This is a genomic window from Caenispirillum salinarum AK4, assembly GCF_000315795.1.
GTDB lineage: Bacteria > Pseudomonadota > Alphaproteobacteria > Rhodospirillales > Rhodospirillaceae > Caenispirillum > Caenispirillum salinarum.
This window is the reverse complement of the sequence record NZ_ANHY01000007.1, coordinates 189,350-212,832: the sequence shown is the minus strand read 5'-3', so window position 1 is coordinate 212,832 and position 23,483 is coordinate 189,350. Positions and strand designations below refer to the sequence as shown.

The window sequence follows — 23,483 nt, the reverse complement described above, 5'->3', positions numbered from 1 at the left end:
CACTGCCTGTCATGACCGACGCCGCCCCGACCGCCGCCGACCTGCTGGACGAAACCCCGTTCGCCGAGGCGGCCAAGACGGCTCAGACCGTGGCCCGCTGGAGCCGTGGCGAGATCCTCGCCCTGTTCGAGCTGCCGTTCATGGACCTGCTGGCGCGCGCTCACGACGTGCACCGGGAGAACTTCGACCCCAACAAGGTCCAGCTTTCGACGCTGCTCAACATCAAGACCGGCGGCTGCGCGGAAAACTGCAAGTACTGCTCGCAGTCCTCGGCCTACGACACCGGCCTGAAGGCGTCCAAGCTGATGGACCGGGACGAGGTCATGAAGAAGGCCGGCGAAGCCAAGGATGCGGGCGCCGGCCGCTTCTGCATGGGCGCAGCCTGGCGCGAGTTGAAGGACCGCGACCTGGACGCGCTTTGCGATATCGTCTCCGACGTCAAGGGCATGGGCCTGGAAACGTGCATGACGCTGGGCATGCTGACGCCAGGCCAGGCGCAGAAGCTTCGGGACGCCGGCCTGGACTACTACAACCACAACCTCGACACCTCCCCCGAGTACTACAAGGAGGTGGTGACGACCCGGTCCTACGAGGATCGCCTGCAGACGCTCGCCAACGTGCGGGCGACCGGCATGAACGTGTGCTCGGGCGGCATCATCGGCATGGGTGAAAGCCGCGAGGACCGTGCCGGCCTGCTGGAGGCGCTGGCCAACCTGGAGCCCTACCCCGAGAGCGTGCCCATCAACATGCTGGTGCCGGTGCCCGGTACGCCCATGGGCAACCTGCCGCAGCTGGACACGCTGGAGTGGATCCGCACCATCGCGGTGGCCCGCATCACCATGCCGAAGGCCCGCGTGCGCCTGTCGGCCGGCCGTACCTCCATTTCCGACGAGGCGCAGGCCATGGCGTTCTTTGCCGGGGCCAACTCCATCTTCTACGGCGAAAAGCTGCTGACCACCGAGAACCCCGAAGAGAATAAGGACATGGCCCTGCTCGAAAGGCTTGGAATGTCGGCCGAGCATAAGTAACCTGCCCAGATTATCCGGACGGGGGGTGCCGATCCGGTGCGCGGCGTCCTAGGTTAGGTGGTAAACGCCCGAGACGGGGCGCCGCATTACGCGACTGCCAACGACCAAATGGGGATACCATGACCAAGGCTCGGAAGACCGCGCCCGGTCAGCTGGGTGAACTGGCATCCTGCCACCGTGTGCTCGACGCCCTGGGGCTGCGCGACGCCCTGCGGCCCTACCGCCCGCGCATCGTGGGCTCCATGCCGTTGGGCCTGCGAACGGCCGACAGCGACATCGACGTGCTGGTGGAGGTGTCCGACCTGGACGCCTTCGCCACGCAGATGCACGAGACGCACGGCGCGAGCGACGACTTCCTTATGTACCGGCGTCCGGCCGACGATCACGGGCCCGAGGCCCTTGTGGTCCGCATCGAGACGGCGGCCTATCCGGTGGAGATCTATGCCCAGGGCCGTCCGACCGTGGAGCAGATTCCGTATCGCCACTACGCCGTGTTGAACCGGCTGCTGCGGCTGGGCGGTGGTGACCTGCGCGAAGAAGTGCTGGCGCGCAAGGAAGACGGCCAGCGCACGGAACAGGCCTTCGCCGGCGCGCTGGGGCTGGATGGCGATGCCTCGGCCGCCCTGCTGGCCCTGGAGCATGAGCCCGACAGCACGCTCTGCGATCTGTTGGGCGCCAAGGAAGCCGCCTGACGGCGCGGCGACCGCTGAGGATGGACGAAAATACGGGCGCGGCGTCCTCGACGCCGCGCCCGTTTCGCGTCGGTCCGGCCGCGGGATCAGGAACGGCCGGCCGCTGCGTTGTTGTCGCCAGCCTCGCGGCGGGCGGAGTTGTCGGCGGTCCTGGCCGCGGCCTGGGCCGTCTCGCCGGCCACCCGCTCCGCGCGCGTACCGGCGTCGCGGGCCGTTTCCGTCGCGCGATGCCGGGCGGCCTCGCCGGTGCGGCCGAAGGCTTCATCCTCGGTGCGCGTGTGCGGCAGCAGTCCGCCCAGCAGCGCCCCCACACCGACGGCCGCGGCGGCGGCCACCAGCGGCTGTTCCTGGAAATAGGACTGGGCGCGCGCGGCGTAGATCGACGCCTGTTCCGCCCCTTGCGCGGCGGCATCGCGGCCCCGGCCCTTTGCGTCGGCCCCGCGCGCGCCGGCGCCGTGACGCAGGGACGACAGCCGCTGCTCGACGCGGGCCTTGAAGTCGTGGGCGCTTTCCTCGGCGCGCCGCTGCATGTCCAGGGCCTTGGCCTTGGCCTCGACCTTGCGCTCGTCGAACTTCTCCTTGGTCTCGCCGGCGTTCTGCTGGAGGCGCATTGAGGCGGTATGCGCCGCCTCGGCCTTTTCCGGGTCGTAGCTGTTACCGTAGGCGGCGTGGCCGTCGGGATTGGTGGTGGTCTTCATCAGCCACGCCAGCCCCACGCCGGTGAGCAGCAACGGGAAGGGATTTTCCTTCACGGCGCGGCCCCAGTTGCCGGCCGTCTCGCCGCCGCCCTGCTTCATGTAGGACATGGCCTGGTCCAGCAACTGGCCCGGAGACAGACGGTCCTGCAGGGCGTCGATGGTGCCGTCGATGCGTTGGCGGTCTTCCGCGATGCGGCGCTCGACGTCTTCCGGACGATCCTGTGTCATTTGGCGTGCTCCTTGGTGAACCGGGCATCCTCGCGGACGGAGGCCATGCTGCGCTTGGGCTGAAGATTGGCGGTCTTGAGGTTCGACTTGCCCTTGTTGATGACGATCAGGGCCACCAGCAGCGTCGCGCCGCCGACGATCAGGGCCGAAAGCCACGGCGCGACCGCATTGGCCAGGGCCAGCGTCGCGGCCAGCAGCAGGAAGATCAGGGCCGCGAGGCCCAGGACCGCCCCGACGCCCAGCATGACGGCGCCGTTACTGACCTGGCTGACCTTCTGGCTCATCTCCGCCTTCATCAGCGCGAACTCGTCACGCATGAGCTGGCTGTACTGGTTGGTCAGGTCCCGAAGCAGCTCCGGGATCGAACGGTCGGTGGTGGGGGTGCTGTCCGGCATCAGATGCTCCTCCCGGTGTTGGGCGCGGCGCTGCCCGGCACGGCAGCCGGGCTTTGGGCGGGCGAGGGCGACGGGCTGGGCGGGGCAGAGGTGCCCGAGGCGGCCGACGGTCTGTCCGGCTGGCCTGCGGGCGTGGTGGAGGCACCCGGCCGCGGCGGTGTTGTCGTATCGCGCGAGGTCGCCGGCGGCGGTGTGGCGCCCGCCCCCGCGGTATGGCCGCGATGGCCGGAGGCGCTGCTTTCGCGGTGTTCCGGCGGCGTGCTCTTCAGGACGCGCGACAGGCCCAGCCCCAGCGCCATGGCGCCGGCCATGAACAGGGTCGGATTGCGGCGCGCCACCTGCTCAAGGTCGCCGCGCAACTCATCGAAGCTCTTGTTGTGGCCGTCACCGGCGAAGCGCTTGACGTGCCGTGACAGGTCCTCCACCGCGCCCGCCAGACGAGGTTCGTCGTCGCGCAGGCTGGAGGCGGCGGCGTCCATGGCCTCGGCTACATGGTCGACGGTCGACAAAAGACTGTGGCGCCAGGCGTCGCCCTGCTCGGTGGCGACCCGACGCGCATCGTCCGCCGCCGAGGACGCACGCTGCTTGGCCTCGTCCCTGGCTGCCGAAACGCTCTGGTCTCTTCTTTCTTCCATGGGAAGCTCCGTCCGCTGCGGGAATTGTGGCCGCATAACGAGACAAGTACGGGAGTAGGTTGCCGGAAATCATTTCGGCGTAGCGCGTCTTTATTACGTTCATTCCAAAAAAGACGCGATCCTCCATGAATTCATCTGGTGAAACTTTTGGGAAGGCAGACCCCAGCGCTTAAAAGAAAAACCGCCGCCCGGAACTGGCCGGTGCGGCGGCTGATGGGGCGGTGGGCCTCCGGGTGCGGCGTGGCCTGGAGGTCAGCCGTCCTTGTGCTGATCGCGGTCGACGAACTTGTGGAAGCGGCTGGTGCCGTGCTCGGACTTGGTTTCGTCCTGGTAGAGGAACGCCAGGTTCTTTTCCTCGAACTTCTCGAAAAACGCGTCCCAGGAAATGGACTCCAGGCCGTCATGCTCGGCCTCGTCTGAGAACAGGATGCGCAGGATGCCCGGATCGCTCTTGGAGTGGGTCTCGCTGACGGCGGCGGGTTTGCCGTCGCGGCTTTCGGCCCATTTGCGGATAGTGTCGTGATCGGTGGTGACGTGCGCGTCGGTGTCGTGCGCCATTGTGCCTTGCTCCCGTCGTGTCAGGGGTCGCTCTTGACGCCTCAACGGTTGGCGCAGGTGGGGGGATCACGCGGCGGCGGTGCTGGCGGACTCGGCGCTGTCGGCGGGGGCGGCGAAGGTCAGGCGCGGTGCCCCGAAGACGGCTCGGCGCTGGCGTGCGGCCACGACAAGGGTGCGGACGCCAAAAGCGATCAGGCACAGGGCGGGCAGCCGCAGCACGGCCTCCCAGTCGCAATCGGCAGAGGGGGCGAGAGCTTCGCACGCCAGGGCCGGCAGGCCTGCCGCATAGGCGAAGACGAGAAGGCCGACGGTCACCAGGATCACCATGCAGCGGCGCGGCATGCCGTAGTGGATCGGCGCCAAGCAACGGGGGCAGGCGGGAGCGCGAGCCTCCACGCGCCGGCCGCAGTGCGGACAGAAGAACTGCGTCATCATGCCGCGCCTCTTCCTTGCGCTCGGCGACCGCTCGGGGTCGCGTTCCGCACCATTCTCCCGCGATAAAGTCTACGCCCTCTTCTAGCGGCGTCGTCAATGGCGCGGGCGGTTATCGCATCGGGCCGGAGGTATGTTCCCACCTATACCCATGGATCATGAGCGGGAATTGCGGCCGACTTCATTCATTAGAATTTCTAAGGGCTCCGCAGGAAGACCTCGTTTGTCGGCAGGGGGCTGGGTGGCCCACCCTCAAGCATACATCGGTCATCGACAGAGGAGGTCATACCATGTCCCATAGCCGATGCCCCACAAGCCCCGTCGTGTCACGACCGGCGAGCGTGGCGGCCATAGCGCCCCGTCTCTTCACCCGCCTGAGGGCGTGGCTGAAGGAGCGGCAGGACCTCAAGGCGCTGCTGGCGCTGGACGAGCGTCTGCTTCGCGACATCGGCCTGACGCCACGCGCACTGGCACGCCATTACCGCCGCCGCCGGTTCTGGTGGTGACGCGCGGCGACAGGACGAGTCAATGGAAACGGGGCGGCCCGCCAGAGCCGCCCCGTTGCCGTCATGGCCCGGTCAAGGCCGGATGCCGGTCAGTCCACCGAGACCGGCGGGTCCATGTCCTCGTCCCAGGTGCTGTCCGGCTCGGGATAGCGGTCCAGCCATTCCTTGAGCGTGGCAACGTGCTCAGCCTCCTCGTCCGCGAACTCCCGCGCCATGGCGCGGACGTCCTGGTGCGCCGAGTTGTCGGCCAGCCCCTGATAGAAGTCGAACCCCTGGGTCTCGCTGGCAAGCGCCAGCTTCAGGGCGTGGTGCGGGGTCATGAGGTAGTGGGCGTCGGTGATCTCGCCCGACTCCGGGGCCTCGTCGCCCGGCCACTTGAACTCCCACGGCTTGAGGGCGGGAACGTCGACGCCCACCGCACGCTCCTTCGCCTCGGCCAGGTGGAGCCGGGAGAAGTGGGCCATCTTGCGGAACAGCTCCACCACGCCCTTGTGGTTGTTGTGGACCTCCAGCATGTCGGCCAGTTCGTCGAAGCGCACGGCGGCTTCCTGCTCCAGTTGCAGGGCGTGGGCCAGAAACTCGGGCGCGCCGGTCATGTCCTTGAAGGCGGTGCTCATAGGATGAAGTCCCCCTGGATCTCCTCGATGGTGCGCGGCGCGTCCGTCTGCGGCTTGAAGGCCGGCGTGTTGCCCTTGAACAGCACGCCGCAGGAATAGCCGTCGTCGTCCATGAGGCGGCGGAAGGCCTCGCGGCGGTCCGGCGTGCCCTCGTCGAAGGCCGCGCCGCCGAAGCCGTCGTGCACCATGGTCTTGTACTCGCGCTGCTCCGGCCGGAACGTCACGCAGGGGCTGAGCACGTGGATCAGCGAGAAGCCGGGATGCTCCACGGCGTCGCAGATCAGCTTGGTCAACTCGTTCGGCTTGCCCGAGAAGCCGCGCGCGATGTAGTTCGCGCCGGCCGAGAGGGCGATCTCCAGCGGCTGGAACTCGGCCACGCCCGGCCCTTCCGGGGTGAGCTTGGAGCCCGTCCAGTCGCCTTCCGTGGTCGGCGAGGCCTGGCCCTTGGTCATGCCGTAGACCGAGTTGTCCATGACGATGTAGGTCAGGTCCACGTTGCGGCGGCAGGCGTGCAGGAAGTGGTTGCCGCCGATGGAGAAGCCGTCGCCGTCACCGCCGGCGACCAGCACCGTCAGGTCCGGGCGGGCGGACTTCAGGCCCGTGGCGACGGGCAGGGCGCGGCCGTGCACGCTGTGGAAACCGTAGACCGACGTATAGGCCGGAATGCGCGACGAGCAGCCGATGCCCGACACCAGCGCCACGTCCTCGCGCGGCAACTGGAGCGTCGCCAGCGCCTTGGTGATGGCCGACAGCACCGAGAAATCGCCGCAGCCGGGGCACCACACGGGCTTGAGGTCCGACTTGTAGTCGGCGAAGGTCAGGGCCTGGGGGGCGGGGGTCTGAATGTTCATGCGAAGTCCCTCCTGGCTCAGGACTTGGCGACCAGCGCATCGAGCGCCGTCACGATTTCATGGGGCCGGATGGCCAGCGGGCCGGGGCGGTGCAGCGTGTCGTAGACCGGCGGCAGGTCGTAGTGCGCCTTCAGCATCAGCGTGTACTGCTTGCTGTGCGACTGCTCGACGATCAGCGCCTTCTTCACGCCTTTCAGCGCCTCCGTCATCTTCTCGGGCAGGGCGGGGGACAGCAGGCGCAGCGCGATCAGCTTCACCGTCAGGCCCTTGGTCTCGGCGATACGGTCGATCGCCTCGCGCACCTGCTCGGTCACCGAGCCCCAGGTGATGATGGCGATCTCGCCGTCGCCCTCGATGTCGGCCCAGTGGTCGCCGTAGTCGAAGGTTTTCAGCTTGCGCTCGCGCTTGTCGAGCTGCTCCTGGTGGTGCTGCGCCTGGGTGGACGGCGTGCCCCGCGGACTGTGCTCCAGGCCGTCGGCGGTGTACTCGCCGCCCTTCATGCCGGGGATCGCCATGGGAGAGACGCCGTCGTTGGTCACGGCGTAACGCTGGTAGCCGTCCTCCACGGCGCCCGACACCAGTTCCGGCTTGCGGCGCTGGCCGACGAAGGCCAGGTCGGCCGGCTTGTCGATAATGGCGCGTGCCTGGCCCATGGCCTGGTCGGTCAGCACGATGGCCGGCGCCTGCATGGCCTCGGACAGGTAGACCGTCCACTGCGCCGTGAACAGGCTGTCGGCGATGGAGGTCGGCGCCGTCACCAGGTGCGGGGCGTCGCCGTGCAGGCCGTTGATGGCGATGTTCAGGTCCACCTGCTCCGACTTGGTCGGGATGCCGGTGGACGGGCCGCCGCGCTGCACGTTGATGATGACCACCGGGGTCTCCGATGCCACCGACAGGCCGATGCTTTCCGTCATCAGCGCCAGGCCGGGGCCGGAGGTGGCCGTCAGGCTTGGCACGCCGCCGAAGCTGCCGCCGATGGCCATGTTGATGGAGGCCAGCTCGTCCTCCGCCTGCACCAGCGCGCCGCCCAGCTTGGGCAGGTTGGGGGCCATGTACTCCAGCACTTCCGTCGCCGGCGTGATGGGGTAGGCGGCCACGAAGCGCACACCGCCGCGCAGGGCGCCCAGGCCGGTCGCCTCGTTGCCGGTGATGGACCAGCGCTCGCCGTGGTCGGTCCGTGGGGCGTCCAGAGTCGGCACGCCGGTCAGCTTGTCGGCGTATTCCGCCCCGGCCCGCATGCCGGCGATCGACTTCTCCAGCGCCTCCGGGCCCTTCTTCGCCAGCGCTTTGGACAGCACCTCGATGCAGTAGTCCTCGGGCAGGCCGATCACCTTCGCCACCAGACCCAGCGCCACCATGTTGATGCGCCCGCCCTCGACCGACTTGGCGATCTCCTTGAGCGGGATTTCCACGATGATCGGGTTGTTGCGCCGCATGATCTCCGGCACCTCGCCCTGGGCGGGGTCGGTGACGATGATCGACTTCGACGTCAGCGGGATCTCGGACGCGAAGCGCTCGATGTTGCCCCAGTCGACGGCGAGCATCAGGTCGTAGCAGTCGTCCATGGACTGCACGGGCTCGGGCGAAAGTCGCAACAGCGCGGCCGACTCGCCACCGCGAATCTGCGGACCCAAAGAGCGCGCCATCAGGCCGTACCAGCCGGCCTTGGCGGCGGCGTCGACCAGCACCTGGCCGGACGTCATGACGCCGGCGCCGCCGCTGCCGGTCAGCGCGAGTGAGACGGAATTCAAGGCCATGAAGAGATCCCCATCAATCTGCGTTCCCGTTGAGCGCTCGACATGAAGCCGGGTCCGCACCATCGCGGCCGGCGTGCAGTGGGCCGGCGGGGACGGGACGGGGCCTCGGGGTGCGTCGGTCTGGGGGCTACCGGCGCGGCCAGTCGTGGCGCCAGCGCCCATATAACCGGAAATTCCTTCCGGATGAAAGCGCCTTTTTGCACTGCACCCGTCTCCAGCCCTTCCGTCGACCTCGCCCGGCCGTCCCGGATATGCCGAAAGGTTTAACGCAATTTCAGCCTATGCTGGGGTATGGTGACCCGTGAAAGGGATCGGAAAAACCCTTTCGATTCTGCGAATTATCAATTCGTGCTGCGGAGTGGGGTGCGACAATGGCAATGAGCATCGGCGAGGACTGCATCGGCTGTGGCGGCTGCGTCGACGAGTGCCCGAACATGGCGATCGCGCTGCAAAGCGTCGAGGACGGGTACGTCATCGATCCGGCGCTCTGCACGGAGTGCGTCGGCGCCTTTCCGGAGCCGCAGTGCGCGGCGCTGTGCCCCACGGAATGCATCGCCCCTGACGCCGCCCTGCGGGAATCGCGCGAGCGTCTGGCCGAAAAGCGGCGCCTGCTGCTGGCATCCTGACGCTTCGGAAGGCGCGGTGGCGGTTCGTCGAGAGATCGAGACAGCGAGAGATATCATGGCCCTTGTCATCCAGGACACCTGCATCAACTGCGACGCCTGCCCGACGGAGTGCCCCAACGAGGCGATCTATCAGGGCGACGAAATCTACGTGATCGACCCCGACCGCTGCACGGAATGCGTCGGCGCCCACGACGAGCCGCAGTGCGTGCTGGTCTGCCCGGTGGACTGCATCGTCAAGGACCCGGCGCATCAGGAGACCGAGGACCAGCTGAGGGCCAAGTACGAAGCGCTTCACGCCTGACGACTCGAAAAGGGCCGGCGCTGTGCCGGCCCTTCATCCTTTCCCGCAGCGCGGGGCGCCCGAGGGGATCACGCCGGTCCCCTCGTTTTGTTTGCGCTGCAGCCGCTTACACGGCTTCCCGGATGTCGTGCAGGAACTCGTCCACCTGCGCCTTCAGTCGCTCGGACTGGTTGGAGAGTTCGCGGGCGGCGGTCAGCACCTCGCCGGCGGCGTGGCCGGTTTCGGTCGCGGCTTCGGTGACGGTGGAGATGTTGCTGGTCACTTCCGTCGTGCCGCTGGACGCCTCCTGGACGTTGCGGGCGATCTCCTGCGTGGCGGCCGACTGCTCCTCCACCGCCGCGGCGATGGCGCCGGTGATCTCGCTGATGCGGCCGATGGTGCCGCCGATGCCCTGGATGGCGCCGACCGCCTGCTCGGTCGCGCCCTGGACTTCGCCGATCTGCTTGGAGATGTCCTCGGTGGCCCGGGCGGTCTGGTTGGCGAGGTTCTTGACCTCGTTGGCGACCACGGCAAAGCCCTTGCCGGCGTCGCCGGCGCGGGCGGCCTCGATGGTGGCGTTCAGTGCCAGCAGGTTGGTCTGGCTGGCGATGTCGTTGATCAGCTTGACCACCTCGCCGATCTTGCCGGCCGCGGCGGCCAGGCCGTTGACCATCTCATTGGTGCGCTCGGCCTCTTCCACGGCCTCTGAACTGATGCGGTTGCCCTCGGCGACCTGGCGGCTGATCTCCGAGATGGAGGCGTGCAGTTCCTCGGCGGCCGAGGCGACCGTCTGGACGTTGCCGGCGGCCTGGTCGGCGGCGGAAGCGACCACTTCCGACTGGCTGGAGGTGCGGTCGGCGGTCTCGGCCATGTTCTGCGAGGTGGACTGAAGCTCCGTCGCCGCGGCGGCAACGATCTCCACCATGGCGTGGACCTCGTTCTCGAACTTCGAGGCGTGCTCGTTCAGCGTCCGCGCCGCCGTCTCCCGCGCGGTGCGGATATAGACGGAGATGGAAATGTCCATGTCCAGGTACACGGCCTTGTTGATGGCCTGGATGATGGCCGAGGCGCGCTCCGGCTTCTTGCGGTAGCGGCTGAAGACCAACTGCACAAGCTTGTTCATGGTGAAGGCGTAGGCGCCGATGTACCAGCGCGGCTCCAAGCCAACGCGCTCGTGGGTGCGGCCGATGATGGTGACGGTGCGGAAGTAGTCGTCGCCGAATTCGCCGGTGAAGACGTTGTTCAGCCAGTGCTTGCGCTGCTCGTCGCGGGCGTGACGCATGGATGCATCGGACTTGAACATGGCGGCCATGTCCGGGTGCTTGGTCATGTAGCCGTAAAAGGCGTCAAGCACTTCGTCGATATGCTGTTCCAGGATGCCCCGGAACTCGCGCAACAGAGCACGCGTCTCTTCGTCGATCTGCAGGAACTGCAGCCGCCCGACGCGATCCAGATCGTCCGCCATCGTCTTCTCCGCTTGTGCGTCATCCCCCGCGCGCCCCGAATTGTCCCCACGGCCGCGCTGTCGACGATTGTCATATACGATTTTCCAGCCGGCGAAAAGGCCGGGAGGGGTATGTGGAGGTCATATAGCGTATCGATGTATACCAAGGTGCATGGCCGAGGGTCCGCCCGACGCGGCGGCGGGCTGGCACCAGCCCTTGACGTGCGGGGCCATCCGTTGCACAAGACCGGTTTCCGACGCGGCCGTGGCGGAACTGGTAGACGCACTGGATTTAGGTTCCAGCGCCGCAAGGTGTGTGGGTTCGAGTCCCTCCGGCCGCACCAAACATTCATGCCGCGCCGGCCCTCCTTCCGGCCGGTGGCGGGCCCACGCGGCGCCGTTTTTTGCCTCACCCCGTTGCGGCGGGGGTTTAGTCTGCTATAACCGCGCCACGCCGTGGCTCGCCCGCCGAGTCGATCAACGAATTCACGAATAGAGACTCTAGATGCAGGTTACTGAAACCAACGCCGAGGGCCTGAAGCACGATTTCAAGGTGGTTGTGCCCGCCGCCGACATCGCCGCGAAAAGCGAAGCCCGCCTGAAGGAGCTGAGCACGCAGGTCAAGATGCCGGGCTTCCGTCCCGGCAAGGTGCCCGTCAGCCTGATGAAGAAGCGCTACGGGTCCGCCGTCCTGGGCGAGGTTCTGGAGCAGTCGGTTCAGGAAGCCGCCGAGAAGACGGTGGCCGAGCGTGAGCTGCGTCCCGCCATGCAGCCCAAGATCGACATCGAGACCTTCGACGAGGGCAAGGACCTGGAATTCACCATGTCCGTCGAGGTCCTGCCCGAGATCACGCCGGTGGACTTCTCCACCCTCGAGCTGACCCGCCCCAAGGCCGACGTCGACGACAAGGAAGTCGAGGACGCGCTGACCCGCATCGCCGAGGGCCAGAAGTCCAGCGAGCCGGTCGCCAGCAAGGCCCGCAAGGTCAAGAACGGCGACGTCGCCGTGATCGACTTCGTCGGCAAGAAGGGCGGCGAGGAGTTCGAAGGCGGCAAGGCCGAGGACTACAGCCTGGAAATCGGCTCGGGCACCTTCATTCCGGGCTTCGAGGACCAGGTCGTCGGCATGAAGGCCGGCGAGGAAAAGGTCGTCACCCTGACCTTCCCCGAGGACTATCCGGCCGAACACCTGGCGGGCCAGGAAGTCACCTTCGACGTCACCGTCAAGGAAATCCGCGAGCCCAAGGTTCCCGAGATCGACGACGAGCTGGCCAAGAAGGTCGGCATGGACGACCTGGAGGCCCTGAAGACCGCCATCCGCGAGCAGATCCAGGGCGAGTACGACAAGGTCGCCCGCCAGAAGGTCAAGCGCGAGTTGCTGGACAAGCTGTCCGACGCCCACGACTTCCCCGTGCCGCAGTCCATGGTCGACATGGAGTTCGACGGCATCTGGAAGCAGGTCGAGCAGGCCAAGGAACAGGGCAACCTGGACCCTGAGGACGAGGGCAAGTCCGACGACGAGCTGAAGGACGACTACCGCAAGCTGGCCGAGCGCCGCGTGCGTCTGGGCCTGCTGCTGTCCGAGGTCGGCCAGAAGAACGAGATCCAGGTCAACCAGGACGACCTGAACCGCGCCATCATGGCCGAGGCGACCCGGTACCCGGGCCAGGAACAGGCGGTGTTCCAGTACTTCCTGCAGAACCAGGACGCCATCAACCAGCTGCGCGCCCCCATCTACGAGGACAAGGTCGTCGACTACATCCTCGAGGTGGCGAAGGTCGAGGACAAGCCGGTCAGCGTCGACGAGCTGATGAAGCAGGACGGCGAGGAGGCCGAAGGCGAGGGCGAGGACAAGCCCAAGAAGAAGGCCGCCGCCAAGAAGAAGGCGCCTGCCAAGAAGGCCGCCGCCAAGAAGGCGGACGAAGCCGAGGCCGGCGAGGACGAGGCGGGCAAGGACGAGGGCGAGACGTCCGCGTGACGGCGTCCGTCGCGTCCCCTCGCGTCGCATGAGACTGTCGGGGCGGTGGCTTTCCGGCCGCCGCCCCGATTGCATGAGAGCGGATCGCCCCGCATATCGGGGAACCACAGCAATGGATGGAGCCGATGAGAGAACGTGATCCGATCGACGTCTACAACAACTACCTGGTCCCCATGGTGGTCGAGCAGACCAACCGCGGGGAGCGGTCCTACGACATTTATTCCCGCCTGCTGAAGGAGCGCATCCTGTTCCTCACCGGTCCGGTGGAGGACAACGTCTCCGCCCTGGTGTGCGCCCAGATGCTGTACCTGGAGGCCGACAACCCGTCGAAGGACATCGCGTTCTACATCAACTCGCCGGGCGGCGTGGTGACGTCGGGCCTGGCGATGTACGACACCATGCAGTACATCCGCTGTGACGTTGCCACCATGGTCATCGGCCAGGCGGCGTCCATGGGCTCGCTGCTGCTGGCCGGCGGCGCGCCCGAGAAGCGCTTCTCGCTGCCCAACTCGCGCATCATGGTCCACCAGCCGTCCGGCGGCTTCCAGGGTCAGGCGGCCGACATCGAGATCCACGCCAAGGAAATCCTGTCCATCCGCGACCGGCTGAACAAGATCTACGTCAAGCACACGGGCCAGCCGCTCGAGGAAATCGAGAAGGCCATGGAACGCGACAAGTTCATGACGCCCGAGGAGGCCAAGGCCTTCGGCCTGATCGACAGTGTCGTGCTCAGCCGCGAGGCCGAGGCCAAGGCCCGCGAAGAGGCGGCCCAGAAGAAGGGCGAGGGCGAAGGCGACAAGTAACCCGACCCCGGCCGGCACCACGCGGGTGCCGGCGCCACAATCGGCGCGGCGGACGTTCTCCGTCCGTCGTCGCCGGTACCAGGGTATGGTCTCTGACCGCCGCCTCGGACCATGCCCGCCGCCTGCCTGACCCGCCTTTCGGGACGATCAGGCAAACCTGCCAATACCTTGCGGCCCTGCCGCCATCTCCCCATGTTGCACCAACGATGACCGATCCGTTACGCTGGCAAGGGCGTAGAGGTTTTAGGCATTGTTTTGGGCCGGACGGTCCGGCTAACATGGAAGTCCAGCGGGCCGGCAGGCCGCGAAAAGATCAGGGCGCGCCGGCATTTTCGGCCGCGCACGGAGTGGAGACACGATGACGAAGTCCTCTGGCGGCGATTCATCCAAGAACACCCTGTACTGCTCGTTCTGCGGGAAGAGCCAGCACGAGGTGCGCAAGCTCATCGCCGGTCCGACGGTATTCATTTGCGATGAATGCGTGGAACTGTGCATGGACATCATTCGCGAGGAGAACAAGAGCAGTCTTGTCCGTTCCCGCGACGGCGTCCCGTCACCCCGCGACATTCTCGGCGTGCTGGACGACTACGTGATCGGCCAGCCCCACGCCAAGCGGGTGCTGTCGGTGGCGGTGCACAACCACTACAAGCGGCTCCAGCACGGCGGCGGCAAGTCGCCCGACGTGGAGATCGCCAAGTCCAACATCCTGCTGGTCGGCCCGACCGGTTGCGGCAAGACGCTGCTGGCCCAGACGCTGGCGCGCATCCTCGACGTGCCGTTCACCATGGCCGACGCCACCACGCTGACCGAGGCCGGCTACGTGGGCGAGGATGTGGAGAACATCATCCTCAAGCTGCTGCAGTCCGCCGACTACAACGTCGAGCGCGCGCAGCGCGGCATCGTCTACATCGACGAAATCGACAAGATCAGCCGCAAGTCCGACAACCCGTCCATCACCCGCGACGTCTCGGGCGAGGGCGTGCAGCAGGCCCTGCTGAAGATCATGGAAGGCACGGTCGCCAGCGTGCCGCCGCAGGGTGGCCGCAAGCATCCGCAGCAGGAATTCCTGCAGGTGGACACGACCAACATCCTGTTCATCTGCGGCGGCGCCTTCGCGGGCCTGGACAAGATCATCAGCCAGCGCGGCAAGGGCACGTCGATCGGTTTCGGTGCCGACGTAAAGGACCCGGAAGAGCGCCGCATGGGCGAGATCCTGCGCGGCGTCGAGCCCGAGGACCTGCTGAAGTACGGCCTGATCCCCGAATTTGTCGGCCGCCTGCCGGTCATCGCGACGCTGGAGGACCTGGACGAGGACGCCCTGGTCGAGATCCTCACCGGTCCCAAGAACGCCCTGGTCAAGCAGTACCAGAAGCTGTTCGAGATGGAAGACGTCAAGCTCAGCCTGACGGACGACGCCTTGCGCGCCATCGCGCGCAAGGGCATCGAGCGCAAGACCGGCGCCCGCGGCCTGCGCTCCATCATCGAAGGCATCCTGCTGGAGACCATGTTCGACCTGCCGGGCATGGAAGGCGTGGAGGAAGTGGTGGTCAACCGCGAGGTGGCCGAGCACCGCGCCACGCCGCTCTACATCTACTCGGACCGCTCCGAGGAAGTGGGGAAGGGCGCATAGGCGCCCTTCCTTACAAGCGCCAGCGCCCGGACAGGGTCGCGCCCAGCACCGGGGCGACCGGGCCTTGTGTGCTTCCCACCCCTGGTCGCCGGCGTCCGAGCCTCCCATATCGGTCGGACGAGCCGGTCAATCTGGCGGTGCGTCAACCGGCCGCCAAGCAATAAAAGAGGGATACTGTCGTGGAGACTGGTCGCGAAGACATCCTCCCCGTCCTGCCGCTGCGTGACATCGTGGTGTTCCCGCACATGATCGTGCCGCTGTTCGTCGGCCGCGAGAAGTCGGTGAAGGCCCTGGAAGACGTCATGGCGGAGGACAAGCAGATCCTGCTGGTCGCGCAGAAGAACGCGGCCCAGGACAACCCCGACCCCGACGACATCTACACCGTCGGCACGGTGTCGACCGTGCTGCAGCTGCTGAAACTGCCCGACGACACCGTCAAGGTGCTGGTCGAAGGTGGCCAGCGCGCCCGCATCAAGAACTACACCGGCACGGAGGATTTCTTCCAGGCCGAGGTCGAACTGCTGGATGACGAGCAGGCCGACAACCAGGAGCTTGAGGCCCTGTCGCGCTCGGTGGTGGCGCAGTTCGAGCAGTACATCAAGCTCAACAAGAAGATTCCGCCCGAGGTTCTGGTCTCCATCAACCAGATCGAGGACGCGGCCAAGCTGGCCGACACCGTCGCCAGCCACCTGTCGCTGAAGATCGCCGACAAGCAGGAACTGCTGGAGAGCACCACGGTCGCCGAGCGCCTGGAGCGCGTGTACGGCTTCATGGAAAGCGAGATCGGCGTCCTGCAGGTCGAGAAGAAGATCCGCAACCGCGTCAAGCGGCAGATGGAGAAGACCCAGCGCGAGTACTATCTGAACGAGCAGCTCAAGGCCATTCAGAAGGAACTCGGCGAGGGCGAGGAAGGCAAGGACGAGGCCGCGGAATTCGAGGAGCGGATCAACAAGACCAAGCTCTCGAAGGAAGCCAAGGAAAAGGCCCAGGCGGAGCTGAAGAAGCTGCGCACCATGAGCCCCATGTCGGCGGAAGCCACGGTGGTGCGCAACTACCTGGACTGGATCCTCTCGATCCCCTGGCAGAACAAGACGCGCGTCAACTACGACCTGAAGCGCGCCAGCAAGGTGCTGAACGACGATCACTACGGCCTGGAAAAGGTCAAGGAACGCATCCTGGAGTACCTCGCGGTGCAGCAGCGCACCAAGAAGCTCAAGGGTCCGATCCTGTGCCTCGTCGGCCCGCCGGGCGTCGGCAAGACCTCGCTGGGCGAGTCCATCGCCAAGGCCACGGGCCGCAACTTTGTGCGCATGTCGCTGGGCGGCGTGCGCGACGAAAGCGAGATCCGCGGCCACCGCCGCACCTACATCGGCTCCATGCCCGGCAAGATCATCCAGGGCATGAAGAAGGCCAAGTCGTCGAACCCCTTCTTCCTGCTGGACGAGATCGACAAGCTGGGCGCGGACTGGCGCGGCGACCCGTCGTCGGCGCTGCTGGAGGTGCTGGACCCGGCGCAGAACTCCACCTTTGCCGACCATTACCTTGAGGTCGACTACGACCTGTCGGACGTGATGTTCGTCACTACGGCCAACACGCTGCGCATGCCGCAGCCGCTGATGGACCGCATGGAGATCATCCGGCTGTCCGGCTACACCGAGGATGAAAAGGTCGAGATCGCCAAGCGCCACCTCATTCCCAAGCAGATGGAGGCGCACGGCCTGAAGAAGGCTGAGTTCACCATCAGCGACGATGCGCTGCGCGACCTGGTGCGGTACTACACGCGCGAGGCCGGCGTCCGCAACCTGGAGCGCGAGCTGGCGAACCTGTCGCGCAAGGCGATCAAGCGCCTGGTGGAAAGCAAGCTCAAGAAGATTGGCATCACGCGCCGCAACCTCGGAAAGTACGCCGGTGTGCGCCGCTATCGCTACGGCGAGGCGGAGCGCGAGGACCTCGTGGGCGTCGTTACCGGCCTGGCCTGGACCGAAGTCGGCGGCGAACTGTTGTCGGTGGAAAGCGTCGTGCTGCCCGGCAAGGGCAATGTCACGCTGACGGGCCAGTTGGGCGACGTGATGAAGGAGTCCATCCAGGCGGCGCGGTCCTACGTCCGCTCGCGGGCCGTGTCCTTCGGCATCAAGCCGACGGTGTTCGAAAAGCGCGACATCCACGTTCACGTGCCCGAGGGCGCGACGCCCAAGGACGGTCCGTCGGCCGGCACCGCCATGTGCACCTCCATCGTCTCGGCGCTGACGGGCAACCCGGTGGCCAAGGACATCGCCATGACCGGCGAGATCACGCTCCGTGGTCGCGTCCTGCCTATCGGCGGCCTGAAGGAGAAGCTGCTGGCGGCCCTGCGTGGCGGCATCAAGCGGGTGCTGATCCCGCGCGACAACGAGAAGGATCTCGCGGAGATTCCCGACAACGTGAAGCGCGGCCTCAAGATCATTCCCGTGTCCACTGTGGACGAGGTTCTGGAACACGCGCTTGTCAACGACCTGACGCCCATTGAATGGAGCGAGGCGGAAGACGAAGCGGCTCCGGCCGTCAAGTCGACCGAGGGCGATGGCGGGGACGCGATTATTACCCACTGATCCTTAAGCAGGACCGCATTATCGGGGCCGGGCGCACGTCCGGCCCCTTTTTCGTGGCCGTCCGAGTTTATGCTTGGGAGTTCTTGTGGTGATCCTTTCCGAATCGGAAGGAGAAAGAGCGTAAAAGTTTATCTTTTCTTGGGCCCGATCAGCCTCAGGTGACGTGAAAGACCCGTCTCTGAACAGGGGTATGGGCCTGAAAATGGCGAAAAACTGGGGAAAACGGCGTTTCCCGGATTGACGGGCTTGGAAGGCCCGCCTTAAACTCCCTTCCGTTAAATCAAGGGTCTAATTGACCGAATTGATTGGACCGAGTTTTTGTCTTTGCTTTTAGCAGAGGGGGCCCTCTAGTGAACAAGAACGATCTCGTTGCCGCCGTCGCGGATTCCAGCGGCCTGTCGAAGGCCGATGCCACCAAGGCCGTGGACGGTGTGTTCAACTCCATCACCGACGCCCTGAAGAAGGGCGACGAAGTGCGCCTGGTCGGTTTCGGCACCTTCGCGGTTGCCGAGCGCGCCGCGAGCGAAGGCCGCAATCCGCGCACCGGCGAAACCATCAAGATTCCGGCTTCGAAGCAGCCCAAGTTCAAGGCTGGCAAGGGCCTCAAGGACGCCGTCAACGGCTAAGGTCGGACGCATCCTGCGGAGAAGGCCGGCCCGGGGGGCCGGCCTTCTTCGTTCCCGCGACGCTTGACACGGAACATCGCGGCGGTTTTTCTTTTCATATCAGGCGGCTGTCGTTATGACGGTGCCGCTTCGACGGGCGGTTAGCTCAGCTGGTAGAGCATCTCGTTTACACCGAGAGGGTCGGCGGTTCGAACCCGTCACCGCCCACCATCCTCCCGCCCGGTGCGGGGCGCGGCTCCGCAGGGGCCAAAGAGTACTGTCCGCGCCGCGCGGGAACCACCGGCCGTGCCCCGAGTGCGCGGCCGTCGGGAGCCCGCGCATGACGAATTCCCCATCCTCCAGCACCGCGACGCCCACGAGCGCCGCCTTCATCAGCGAAAGCCTGCGACGGGCGGAACTGTACCGGTGGTTCGCCGGGCTGTTCGCCGACCGGCTGGACCCGGTGCTGCTGCGTGCCTACCGGCAGGGCCCGGGGCGGGCGGTGCTGGATAATCTGGCAGCGCAGCCCGCGCTGTCTGACGGGGCCAGGCGCATGGAAGCCGCGCTCGACCATGGCGCGTCCGACAAGGATCTGGCCGCGGCGCTTGCCGACGATTTCCATGTACTGTTCGAGAAGGGCGCCGCCATTCCCCGCGCCTCCATCTGGAACCGCTCCGGCGGAGGCGACGATGGAAAAGGGGACGCGCCGCCCGCGGCGGAGCCGCCGGTCGCGCCCCACAAGGCCGACATTCTGGGACGCATGAAGGCGCTGCTACGCCACTCCGGGCTGGGGTTGCGGCCGAGCCTGCCGAGCGACCCGGACCACGTTGCGGTGCTGCTGGACGTCATGGCGCAGACGTCGGAGAAAAGCCTGGCGGTCTGGCGCAAGGCGCATCCTGCCGAAGCGGCGTCTGATACCCCCGTGGACGCTGTCGTGGATCTGGTGGCCACCTGCCGCGAGCAGCGCACCTTCATCGACGACAACCTCCTGTCCTGGCTGCCGGCCTTCCGCGATGCCTGCGACGCCCATGACCCGGACGGGTTCTATGCTGGCGTGGCGACGCTGCTGGTGGCCTACCTCGAGCGCGACCGGCAGTTCCTCAGCGACTGCCTGGGCGCCGCGGCCGAATAGGTCGCATGGCGGCTGTGCCGGAGGGCATACGGCCGTAAGGCATCGTTGACGATCCGCCCGGATAGCGGGACCCTTAGTGATAACAAACGATGGTCCGACGGGAGGACACGCCATGCTCGGAGTGGTGATTGCCGTCAACGCCCGGCGCCGTGTCGCGCTGGTCGAGGTCAACGGGGGCGGGTGCAGCCTGATGACCGACTGCCGCGAAATCCCCGCCGCCGGATCGGTTCTGGAGGGCCTGCTGGACCGCAAGGGCATCGAGACCCTGCGAAACATCAACGCGAACACGGTGTTCGAAGCCAGGATCGAGGTCACGGGCCTGCCCAAGAAGGCGGCTCTTGTCCAGCTGCTTGGCGGGAAGACCGGAGAAGCGGCCGCGCCAGCCTGATCGCCTGCGGCGCGGGCCGAGCCGCGCGCCCGGTGGCGGCTGACGCCTCCACGCCTCCACCCCATCGCATTTTTAAAATCGGCCGGACGGCGGGGGCGCCGCCCGTTCCCCCGCAACCGCTGGAAGGGCGGCGAGCCTGTCCCTGCCGGCCGTGGGGCTGGGGCGGGTGCCGGAGGCGCCCGATCGCTCAGATGCTCAACAGCGTCACCAGCGCCCAGAGAGTTCCGATTCCGGCCACGCCGTAGCACACCACGACGGCGAGGCCCTTGTTGTGGATGCCCAGGTCGTGCAGGGTCACGCGCATCCGGTGGCCGAAGTGCCACAGGAACAGGGTCAGCACGCCGAACAGGATGATCTTGCCGATCCAGTTGTCGGCAAGTGCGTGCATGGAGTCGTAGGACAGGGCGTCCGTCATGATCCCCAGTGGCACCAGGATACCGGCAATGAGGATCATCACCGGTGCCAGGAAGGCCGAGACGGTACCGCCGGCGGCGAACAGGCCCCAGAAGATGGGCTTTGACTTGCTACGGTGCATCATGGCTCAGACGCTCCCCGCGATGATGAGCACGATCAGCGACACCACCGCCCAGACGGCGTAATGGGCGCCTATGATGTAGCGGCCGGGCACGAAGTTGTCGCCCCGCATGATCGGCATGGCCTTGGGCGTCAGGCTGAACCACGTGATGGTGTGGTAGAGCATCAGCGCCAGGGCCAGGACATGGAAGGTGAGAAACGCCGGGGAGGAGAGGGCGTCCACGAAGCCCTCCCAGGCCGCGCGGCCTTCGGCCAATTGGCCCAGGCCGTAGATCAGCACGGCGGAATAGGCGGCCAGCGCGACACACGTCAACTCGCGGATCATGTAGAGGGTGAAGGCGCGCTTGTGCAGCCACCAGTCGTTCTTCCACGGGCGGCGGAAGGGCTTCCGCTGTCCGCCGGCGGCGGTTGTGGGGCGGTCGGCAGCCGGGGCGGAGGTGTGGGAGGTGTCGGGGCTCGCCATGTCACTTCGCTCCCGTCTTTTTTGGCTTCAGCAGGTCGAGGAAGAAGTTTTTCGAGCTTTCGATCTTGCCCTGCTGGATGGCCGCTGCCGGGTCCACGTCCTTGGGGCAGACGGCGGAGCACTGGCCGACGAAGGTGCAGTCCCACACGCCCGCGTGGCTGGCGACCACGTCGCGGCGCTGCTCGGCCCCCTGGTCTCGGCTGTCCAGGTTGTAGCGGTGCGCCAGCGCCAGGGCGGCGGGACCGATGAACTCGGGGTTCAGGGCGTACTGCGGGCAGGCCGAGTAGCAGAGCATGCAGTTGATGCACATGCTGAATTGCCGGTACTTGCGCAGTTCGCCCATGGACTGGCGGTATTCGCCGTCCTCGGCCGGCTTTTCGCCGTCGTCGCGGATGATCCAGGGCTTGACGCTCTGCAGCTTGTCGGTGAAGTCGTCCATGTCGACGACCAGGTCCCGCTCGATGGGGAAGGTCGCCAGCGGCTCCACGCGGATGCGGTTGCCGTAGTCGCGGACGAAGGCCTTGCAGGCCAGCTTGGGCTCGCCGTTGACCTGCATGCCGCAGGACCCGCAGACGGCCATGTGGCAGCTCCAGCGGTACGACAGCGTGCCGTCGATCTCGTCCTTGATGTGGTTCAGGGCGTCCAGCACCACCCAGTCCTCGTTGCAGGGGACCCTGTAGGTCTCGAACACGGGTTCGTGGTCGGTGTCCGGGCGATACCGGAGCACCTCGAACTCGATCATGCGTTCCGTCGTCATTTCGCCTCTCCGCCGTAGACGCGCTCGGCCGGCTGGGACTTGGTGATGACCACGTCCTTGTACTCGATGCGCGGCGCCTCCAGCCCATCGCCGCGGACCGCCATGGAATGGGTCAGGTAGTTGGCGTCATCGCGCGCGGTGTGGTCCAGGCGCTGGTGGGCGCCCCGGCTTTCCTTGCGCTCCAGGGCCGAATGCGCCATGGCCTCGGCCAGTTCCAGCATGTTGCCCAGCTCGATGGCGTGCATCAGCTCGGTATTGAAGACGCGGCTCTTGTCGGTGACGTGGACACGCTGGTATCGCTCGCGCAGCTCGGCCAGCTTGGCGGTGGTTTCCTTGAGCGTGTCCTCGGAGCGGTAGATGCCGCAGCCCGACTCCATGGTGGCCGTCATCTCCTTGCGCAGCCCCGCGATGCTCTCGGTGCCGTGGCGCTCGTCCAGGAGGTCGGTGACGCGGCCCGCCAGGGCGTCGGCGGCGCCGGCGACGGATTTCTCGCCGCCCGTCCGGCCCTCGGTGGAGCGCGCGAAGGCGGCGGCGTGCTCGCCGGCGCGGCGGCCGAAGACCAGCAGTTCCGTCAGCGAGTTGGAGCCCAGCCGGTTGGCGCCGTTGATGGACAGGCACGAGGCCTCGCCGGCGGTGTAGAGGCCGGGCAGGGGCGTCGCCGCGTCGATGTCGCAGTCGATGCCGCCCATGGTGTAGTGGATGACGGGACGCACCGGCACGGGGTCCGTCACCGGGTCGACGCCCACGTAGCTTTTCGCCAGCATGCGGACGAAGGGCAGGCGCTCGTTGATCTTTTCCTCGCCCAGGTGGCGCAGGTCCAGGTGCACGACGTCGCCGTAGGGGCCTTTGATGGTGCGGCCCTTCTGCTGCTCGTGCCAGAAGGCCTGGGACAGGCGGTCGCGCGGGCCAAGCTCCATGGCCTTCTTGCGCGGCCACGGGTCCGGCGGGCCCAGGTTGTAGTCCTGCAGGTAGCGGTAGCCGTCCTTGTTGACCATGATGCCGCCCTCGCCGCGGCAGCCCTCGGTCAGCAGGATGCCGGTACCCGGCAGGCCCGTCGGGTGGTACTGGACGAATTCCATGTCCTTCAGGGGCACGCCGGCGCGGTAGGCCATGGCCATGCCATCGCCGGTCTTGATGGCGCCGTTGGTGGTGAAGGGGAAGACGCGGCCGGCGCCGCCGGTGCAGATGATGACCGCCTTGGCGGCGAAGGCGAACAGCTTGCCGGTGCGGATCTCCATGGCGACCACGCCGCGGGCGCGGCCGTCCTCCACGATCAGATCGACGGTGAAGAACTCGTCGTAGCGTTTGACCGAAGGGAACTTCATGGAGGTCTGGAACAGGGTGTGCAGCAGGTGGAAGCCCGTCTTGTCGGCGGCGTAGCAGGTGCGCTCCACCTTCATGCCGCCGAAGGGGCGTACCGCGATGCGGCCATCGGGATCGCGCGAGAAGGGGCACCCCCAGTGCTCCAGGCGCATCATCTCCTTGGGGGCCTCGTTCACGAACAGCTCCACGATGTCCTGGTCGCACAGCCAGTCGCCGCCCGAGACCGTGTCGTTGAAGTGGTTCTCGAGGCTGTCGTTCTCCTTGATGACCGCCGCCGCGCCGCCCTCGGCGGCGACCGTGTGGCTGCGCATGGGCAGCACCTTGCTGATCAGGGCCACGTTGAGCGACGGGTCGGCCTCGGCGCAGGCGATGGCCGCCCGCAAGCCCGCTCCGCCGGCGCCGACGATGGCGACGTCGGTCTTGATCACGTCCATGGAAAACCTCTCCTCCTGTGCCGCAGCCCCAACACCATACCAAAGATTATCGCTGCAAAAAGGGCAGGGGCGGGCCCTTCACCGAAAGTTACAGAGATTTC

25 protein-coding genes and 2 tRNA genes are annotated in these 23,483 nt (G+C 66.6%); 14 read left to right on the top strand and 13 right to left on the bottom strand.

All coding sequences use genetic code 11. The features are described from left to right. Window positions 1-11: 11 nt before the first annotated feature. Together bioB and C882_RS09290 are read left to right on the top strand one after the other, a co-directional pair. The gene (bioB, locus tag C882_RS09295; RefSeq protein WP_009540331.1) at window positions 12-1,028 is read left to right on the top strand and encodes a biotin synthase BioB; all 1,017 of its coding nucleotides are present in this window, start codon (window positions 12-14) and stop codon (window positions 1,026-1,028) included. A gap of 119 nt (window positions 1,029-1,147) precedes the next feature. Continuing rightward, the gene (locus C882_RS09290; protein WP_009540330.1) at window positions 1,148-1,720 is read left to right on the top strand and encodes a DUF4269 domain-containing protein; all 573 of its coding nucleotides are present in this window, start codon (window positions 1,148-1,150) and stop codon (window positions 1,718-1,720) included. A gap of 86 nt (window positions 1,721-1,806) precedes the next feature. Here C882_RS09290 and C882_RS09285 read toward each other — a convergent pair whose 3' ends face one another. The 5 genes from C882_RS09285 to C882_RS09265 all read right to left on the bottom strand — a co-directional run bounded on the left by C882_RS09285 (window position 1,807) and on the right by C882_RS09265 (window position 4,669). Then, the gene (locus C882_RS09285) at window positions 1,807-2,646 is read right to left on the bottom strand and encodes a DUF3618 domain-containing protein (protein WP_009540329.1); all 840 of its coding nucleotides are present in this window, start codon (window positions 2,644-2,646) and stop codon (window positions 1,807-1,809) included. Continuing rightward, complete coding sequence (locus tag C882_RS09280) at window positions 2,643-3,041, bottom strand: phage holin family protein (protein WP_009540328.1); 399 nt, start codon at window positions 3,039-3,041, stop codon at window positions 2,643-2,645. Before C882_RS09280 ends, C882_RS09285 begins: the two co-directional genes overlap by 4 nt. After that, a complete protein-coding gene (locus C882_RS25005; RefSeq protein ID WP_009540327.1) occupies window positions 3,041-3,676 on the bottom strand; it encodes a hypothetical protein in 636 nt (211 codons plus the stop codon). Before C882_RS25005 ends, C882_RS09280 begins: the two co-directional genes overlap by 1 nt. 252 nt (window positions 3,677-3,928) lie before the next feature. After that, the gene (locus C882_RS09270; protein ID WP_009540326.1) at window positions 3,929-4,234 is read right to left on the bottom strand and encodes a hypothetical protein; all 306 of its coding nucleotides are present in this window, start codon (window positions 4,232-4,234) and stop codon (window positions 3,929-3,931) included. Window positions 4,235-4,300: 66 nt separating this feature from the next. Then, the gene (locus C882_RS09265; RefSeq protein WP_009540325.1) at window positions 4,301-4,669 is read right to left on the bottom strand and encodes a zinc-ribbon domain-containing protein; all 369 of its coding nucleotides are present in this window, start codon (window positions 4,667-4,669) and stop codon (window positions 4,301-4,303) included. Between the two features lie 287 nt (window positions 4,670-4,956). Here C882_RS09265 and C882_RS25000 point away from each other — a divergent pair, with 287 nt between their 5' ends. Beyond that, complete coding sequence (locus C882_RS25000; RefSeq protein WP_160166779.1) at window positions 4,957-5,172, top strand: DUF1127 domain-containing protein; 216 nt, start codon at window positions 4,957-4,959, stop codon at window positions 5,170-5,172. Between the two features lie 89 nt (window positions 5,173-5,261). Here the strand turns inward: C882_RS25000 and C882_RS09260 are convergent, their stop codons facing one another. The 3 genes from C882_RS09260 to C882_RS09250 are packed head-to-tail and all read right to left on the bottom strand — an operon-like array spanning window position 5,262 to window position 8,397. Then, window positions 5,262-5,789, bottom strand: coding sequence for a ferritin-like domain-containing protein (locus tag C882_RS09260; protein ID WP_009540323.1), 528 nt, complete (start codon window positions 5,787-5,789; stop codon window positions 5,262-5,264). Continuing rightward, window positions 5,786-6,640, bottom strand: a complete 855-nt coding sequence (locus tag C882_RS09255) for a 2-oxoacid:ferredoxin oxidoreductase subunit beta (RefSeq protein ID WP_009540322.1) — start codon at window positions 6,638-6,640, stop codon at window positions 5,786-5,788. The genes C882_RS09260 and C882_RS09255 overlap by 4 nt, the downstream gene beginning before the upstream one ends. Before the next feature lie 17 nt (window positions 6,641-6,657). Next, entirely contained in the window at window positions 6,658-8,397 is a 1,740-nt protein-coding gene (locus tag C882_RS09250) for a 2-oxoacid:acceptor oxidoreductase subunit alpha (protein ID WP_009540321.1), read from the bottom strand. A 371-nt stretch (window positions 8,398-8,768) separates the two neighbouring features. On the opposite strand from C882_RS09250, the gene C882_RS09245 reads away from it, so the two are divergent. Further along, entirely contained in the window at window positions 8,769-9,023 is a 255-nt protein-coding gene (locus C882_RS09245; RefSeq protein ID WP_009540320.1) for a YfhL family 4Fe-4S dicluster ferredoxin, read from the top strand. Between the two features lie 55 nt (window positions 9,024-9,078). Next, window positions 9,079-9,324 (top strand): YfhL family 4Fe-4S dicluster ferredoxin, encoded by a 246-nt coding sequence (locus C882_RS09240; protein ID WP_009540319.1) that lies wholly within the window; start codon window positions 9,079-9,081, stop codon window positions 9,322-9,324. A 106-nt stretch (window positions 9,325-9,430) separates the two neighbouring features. Here C882_RS09240 and C882_RS09235 read toward each other — a convergent pair whose 3' ends face one another. Then, the gene (locus C882_RS09235; RefSeq protein WP_009540318.1) at window positions 9,431-10,768 is read right to left on the bottom strand and encodes a globin-coupled sensor protein; all 1,338 of its coding nucleotides are present in this window, start codon (window positions 10,766-10,768) and stop codon (window positions 9,431-9,433) included. Between the two features lie 238 nt (window positions 10,769-11,006). Here C882_RS09235 and C882_RS09230 point away from each other — a divergent pair. The 9 genes from C882_RS09230 to C882_RS09190 all read left to right on the top strand — a co-directional run bounded on the left by C882_RS09230 (window position 11,007) and on the right by C882_RS09190 (window position 19,871). Beyond that, a tRNA-Leu gene (locus C882_RS09230) sits at window positions 11,007-11,091 on the top strand. 161 nt (window positions 11,092-11,252) lie between these two features. Continuing rightward, on the top strand, window positions 11,253-12,725 hold the full coding sequence (gene tig / locus C882_RS09225) for a trigger factor (protein WP_009540317.1): 1,473 nt from the start codon (window positions 11,253-11,255) through the stop codon (window positions 12,723-12,725). Between the two features lie 125 nt (window positions 12,726-12,850). Next, window positions 12,851-13,528, top strand: a complete 678-nt coding sequence (locus C882_RS09220) for an ATP-dependent Clp protease proteolytic subunit (protein ID WP_043644485.1) — start codon at window positions 12,851-12,853, stop codon at window positions 13,526-13,528. Window positions 13,529-13,886: 358 nt separating this feature from the next. Then, complete coding sequence (gene clpX / locus C882_RS09215; RefSeq protein WP_009540315.1) at window positions 13,887-15,158, top strand: ATP-dependent Clp protease ATP-binding subunit ClpX; 1,272 nt, start codon at window positions 13,887-13,889, stop codon at window positions 15,156-15,158. A gap of 179 nt (window positions 15,159-15,337) precedes the next feature. After that, window positions 15,338-17,746 (top strand): endopeptidase La, encoded by a 2,409-nt coding sequence (gene lon, locus C882_RS09210; RefSeq protein ID WP_009540313.1) that lies wholly within the window; start codon window positions 15,338-15,340, stop codon window positions 17,744-17,746. A 350-nt stretch (window positions 17,747-18,096) separates the two neighbouring features. Beyond that, window positions 18,097-18,372 (top strand): HU family DNA-binding protein, encoded by a 276-nt coding sequence (locus tag C882_RS09205; RefSeq protein WP_009540312.1) that lies wholly within the window; start codon window positions 18,097-18,099, stop codon window positions 18,370-18,372. Window positions 18,373-18,506: 134 nt separating this feature from the next. After that, window positions 18,507-18,582, top strand: a tRNA-Val gene (locus C882_RS09200). Between the two features lie 109 nt (window positions 18,583-18,691). After that, the gene (locus C882_RS09195) at window positions 18,692-19,483 is read left to right on the top strand and encodes a molecular chaperone TorD family protein (RefSeq protein ID WP_009540311.1); all 792 of its coding nucleotides are present in this window, start codon (window positions 18,692-18,694) and stop codon (window positions 19,481-19,483) included. A 112-nt stretch (window positions 19,484-19,595) separates the two neighbouring features. Next, the gene (locus C882_RS09190) at window positions 19,596-19,871 is read left to right on the top strand and encodes a hypothetical protein (protein WP_009540310.1); all 276 of its coding nucleotides are present in this window, start codon (window positions 19,596-19,598) and stop codon (window positions 19,869-19,871) included. 187 nt (window positions 19,872-20,058) lie between these two features. On the opposite strand, the gene frdD is transcribed toward C882_RS09190, so the two are convergent. From frdD to frdA, 4 genes are read right to left on the bottom strand one after another with little or no spacing between them, the layout of a single operon-like run. Further along, a complete protein-coding gene (gene frdD / locus C882_RS09185) occupies window positions 20,059-20,409 on the bottom strand; it encodes a fumarate reductase subunit FrdD (protein WP_009540309.1) in 351 nt (116 codons plus the stop codon). Window positions 20,410-20,412: 3 nt separating this feature from the next. Then, window positions 20,413-20,868 (bottom strand): fumarate reductase subunit C, encoded by a 456-nt coding sequence (locus tag C882_RS09180; protein WP_009540308.1) that lies wholly within the window; start codon window positions 20,866-20,868, stop codon window positions 20,413-20,415. A gap of 1 nt (window position 20,869) precedes the next feature. Beyond that, complete coding sequence (locus C882_RS09175; protein ID WP_009540307.1) at window positions 20,870-21,625, bottom strand: succinate dehydrogenase/fumarate reductase iron-sulfur subunit; 756 nt, start codon at window positions 21,623-21,625, stop codon at window positions 20,870-20,872. Next, entirely contained in the window at window positions 21,622-23,382 is a 1,761-nt protein-coding gene (gene frdA, locus C882_RS09170) for a fumarate reductase (quinol) flavoprotein subunit (protein WP_009540306.1), read from the bottom strand. Before frdA ends, C882_RS09175 begins: the two co-directional genes overlap by 4 nt. Window positions 23,383-23,483: the final 101 nt, after the last annotated feature.

Excerpts from the sequence above, each read along its gene's own strand:
- bioB (WP_009540331.1), top strand. The coding sequence starts at position 12 with ATGACCGACGCCGCCCCGACCGCCGCCGACCTGCTGGACGAAACCCCG.
- C882_RS09290 (WP_009540330.1), top strand. The coding sequence starts at position 1,148 with ATGACCAAGGCTCGGAAGACCGCGCCCGGTCAGCTGGGTGAACTGGCA.
- C882_RS09285 (WP_009540329.1), bottom strand. The coding sequence starts at position 2,646 with ATGACACAGGATCGTCCGGAAGACGTCGAGCGCCGCATCGCGGAAGAC.
- C882_RS09280 (WP_009540328.1), bottom strand. The coding sequence starts at position 3,041 with ATGCCGGACAGCACCCCCACCACCGACCGTTCGATCCCGGAGCTGCTT.
- C882_RS25005 (WP_009540327.1), bottom strand. The coding sequence starts at position 3,676 with ATGGAAGAAAGAAGAGACCAGAGCGTTTCGGCAGCCAGGGACGAGGCC.
- C882_RS09270 (WP_009540326.1), bottom strand. The coding sequence starts at position 4,234 with ATGGCGCACGACACCGACGCGCACGTCACCACCGATCACGACACTATC.
- C882_RS09265 (WP_009540325.1), bottom strand. The coding sequence starts at position 4,669 with ATGATGACGCAGTTCTTCTGTCCGCACTGCGGCCGGCGCGTGGAGGCT.
- C882_RS25000 (WP_160166779.1), top strand. The coding sequence starts at position 4,957 with ATGTCCCATAGCCGATGCCCCACAAGCCCCGTCGTGTCACGACCGGCG.
- C882_RS09260 (WP_009540323.1), bottom strand. The coding sequence starts at position 5,789 with ATGAGCACCGCCTTCAAGGACATGACCGGCGCGCCCGAGTTTCTGGCC.
- C882_RS09255 (WP_009540322.1), bottom strand. The coding sequence starts at position 6,640 with ATGAACATTCAGACCCCCGCCCCCCAGGCCCTGACCTTCGCCGACTAC.
- C882_RS09250 (WP_009540321.1), bottom strand. The coding sequence starts at position 8,397 with ATGGCCTTGAATTCCGTCTCACTCGCGCTGACCGGCAGCGGCGGCGCC.
- C882_RS09245 (WP_009540320.1), top strand. The coding sequence starts at position 8,769 with ATGGCAATGAGCATCGGCGAGGACTGCATCGGCTGTGGCGGCTGCGTC.
- C882_RS09240 (WP_009540319.1), top strand. The coding sequence starts at position 9,079 with ATGGCCCTTGTCATCCAGGACACCTGCATCAACTGCGACGCCTGCCCG.
- C882_RS09235 (WP_009540318.1), bottom strand. The coding sequence starts at position 10,768 with ATGGCGGACGATCTGGATCGCGTCGGGCGGCTGCAGTTCCTGCAGATC.
- tig (WP_009540317.1), top strand. The coding sequence starts at position 11,253 with ATGCAGGTTACTGAAACCAACGCCGAGGGCCTGAAGCACGATTTCAAG.
- C882_RS09220 (WP_043644485.1), top strand. The coding sequence starts at position 12,851 with ATGAGAGAACGTGATCCGATCGACGTCTACAACAACTACCTGGTCCCC.
- clpX (WP_009540315.1), top strand. The coding sequence starts at position 13,887 with ATGACGAAGTCCTCTGGCGGCGATTCATCCAAGAACACCCTGTACTGC.
- C882_RS09195 (WP_009540311.1), top strand. The coding sequence starts at position 18,692 with ATGACGAATTCCCCATCCTCCAGCACCGCGACGCCCACGAGCGCCGCC.
- C882_RS09190 (WP_009540310.1), top strand. The coding sequence starts at position 19,596 with ATGCTCGGAGTGGTGATTGCCGTCAACGCCCGGCGCCGTGTCGCGCTG.
- frdD (WP_009540309.1), bottom strand. The coding sequence starts at position 20,409 with ATGATGCACCGTAGCAAGTCAAAGCCCATCTTCTGGGGCCTGTTCGCC.
- C882_RS09180 (WP_009540308.1), bottom strand. The coding sequence starts at position 20,868 with ATGGCGAGCCCCGACACCTCCCACACCTCCGCCCCGGCTGCCGACCGC.
- C882_RS09175 (WP_009540307.1), bottom strand. The coding sequence starts at position 21,625 with ATGACGACGGAACGCATGATCGAGTTCGAGGTGCTCCGGTATCGCCCG.
- frdA (WP_009540306.1), bottom strand. The coding sequence starts at position 23,382 with ATGGACGTGATCAAGACCGACGTCGCCATCGTCGGCGCCGGCGGAGCG.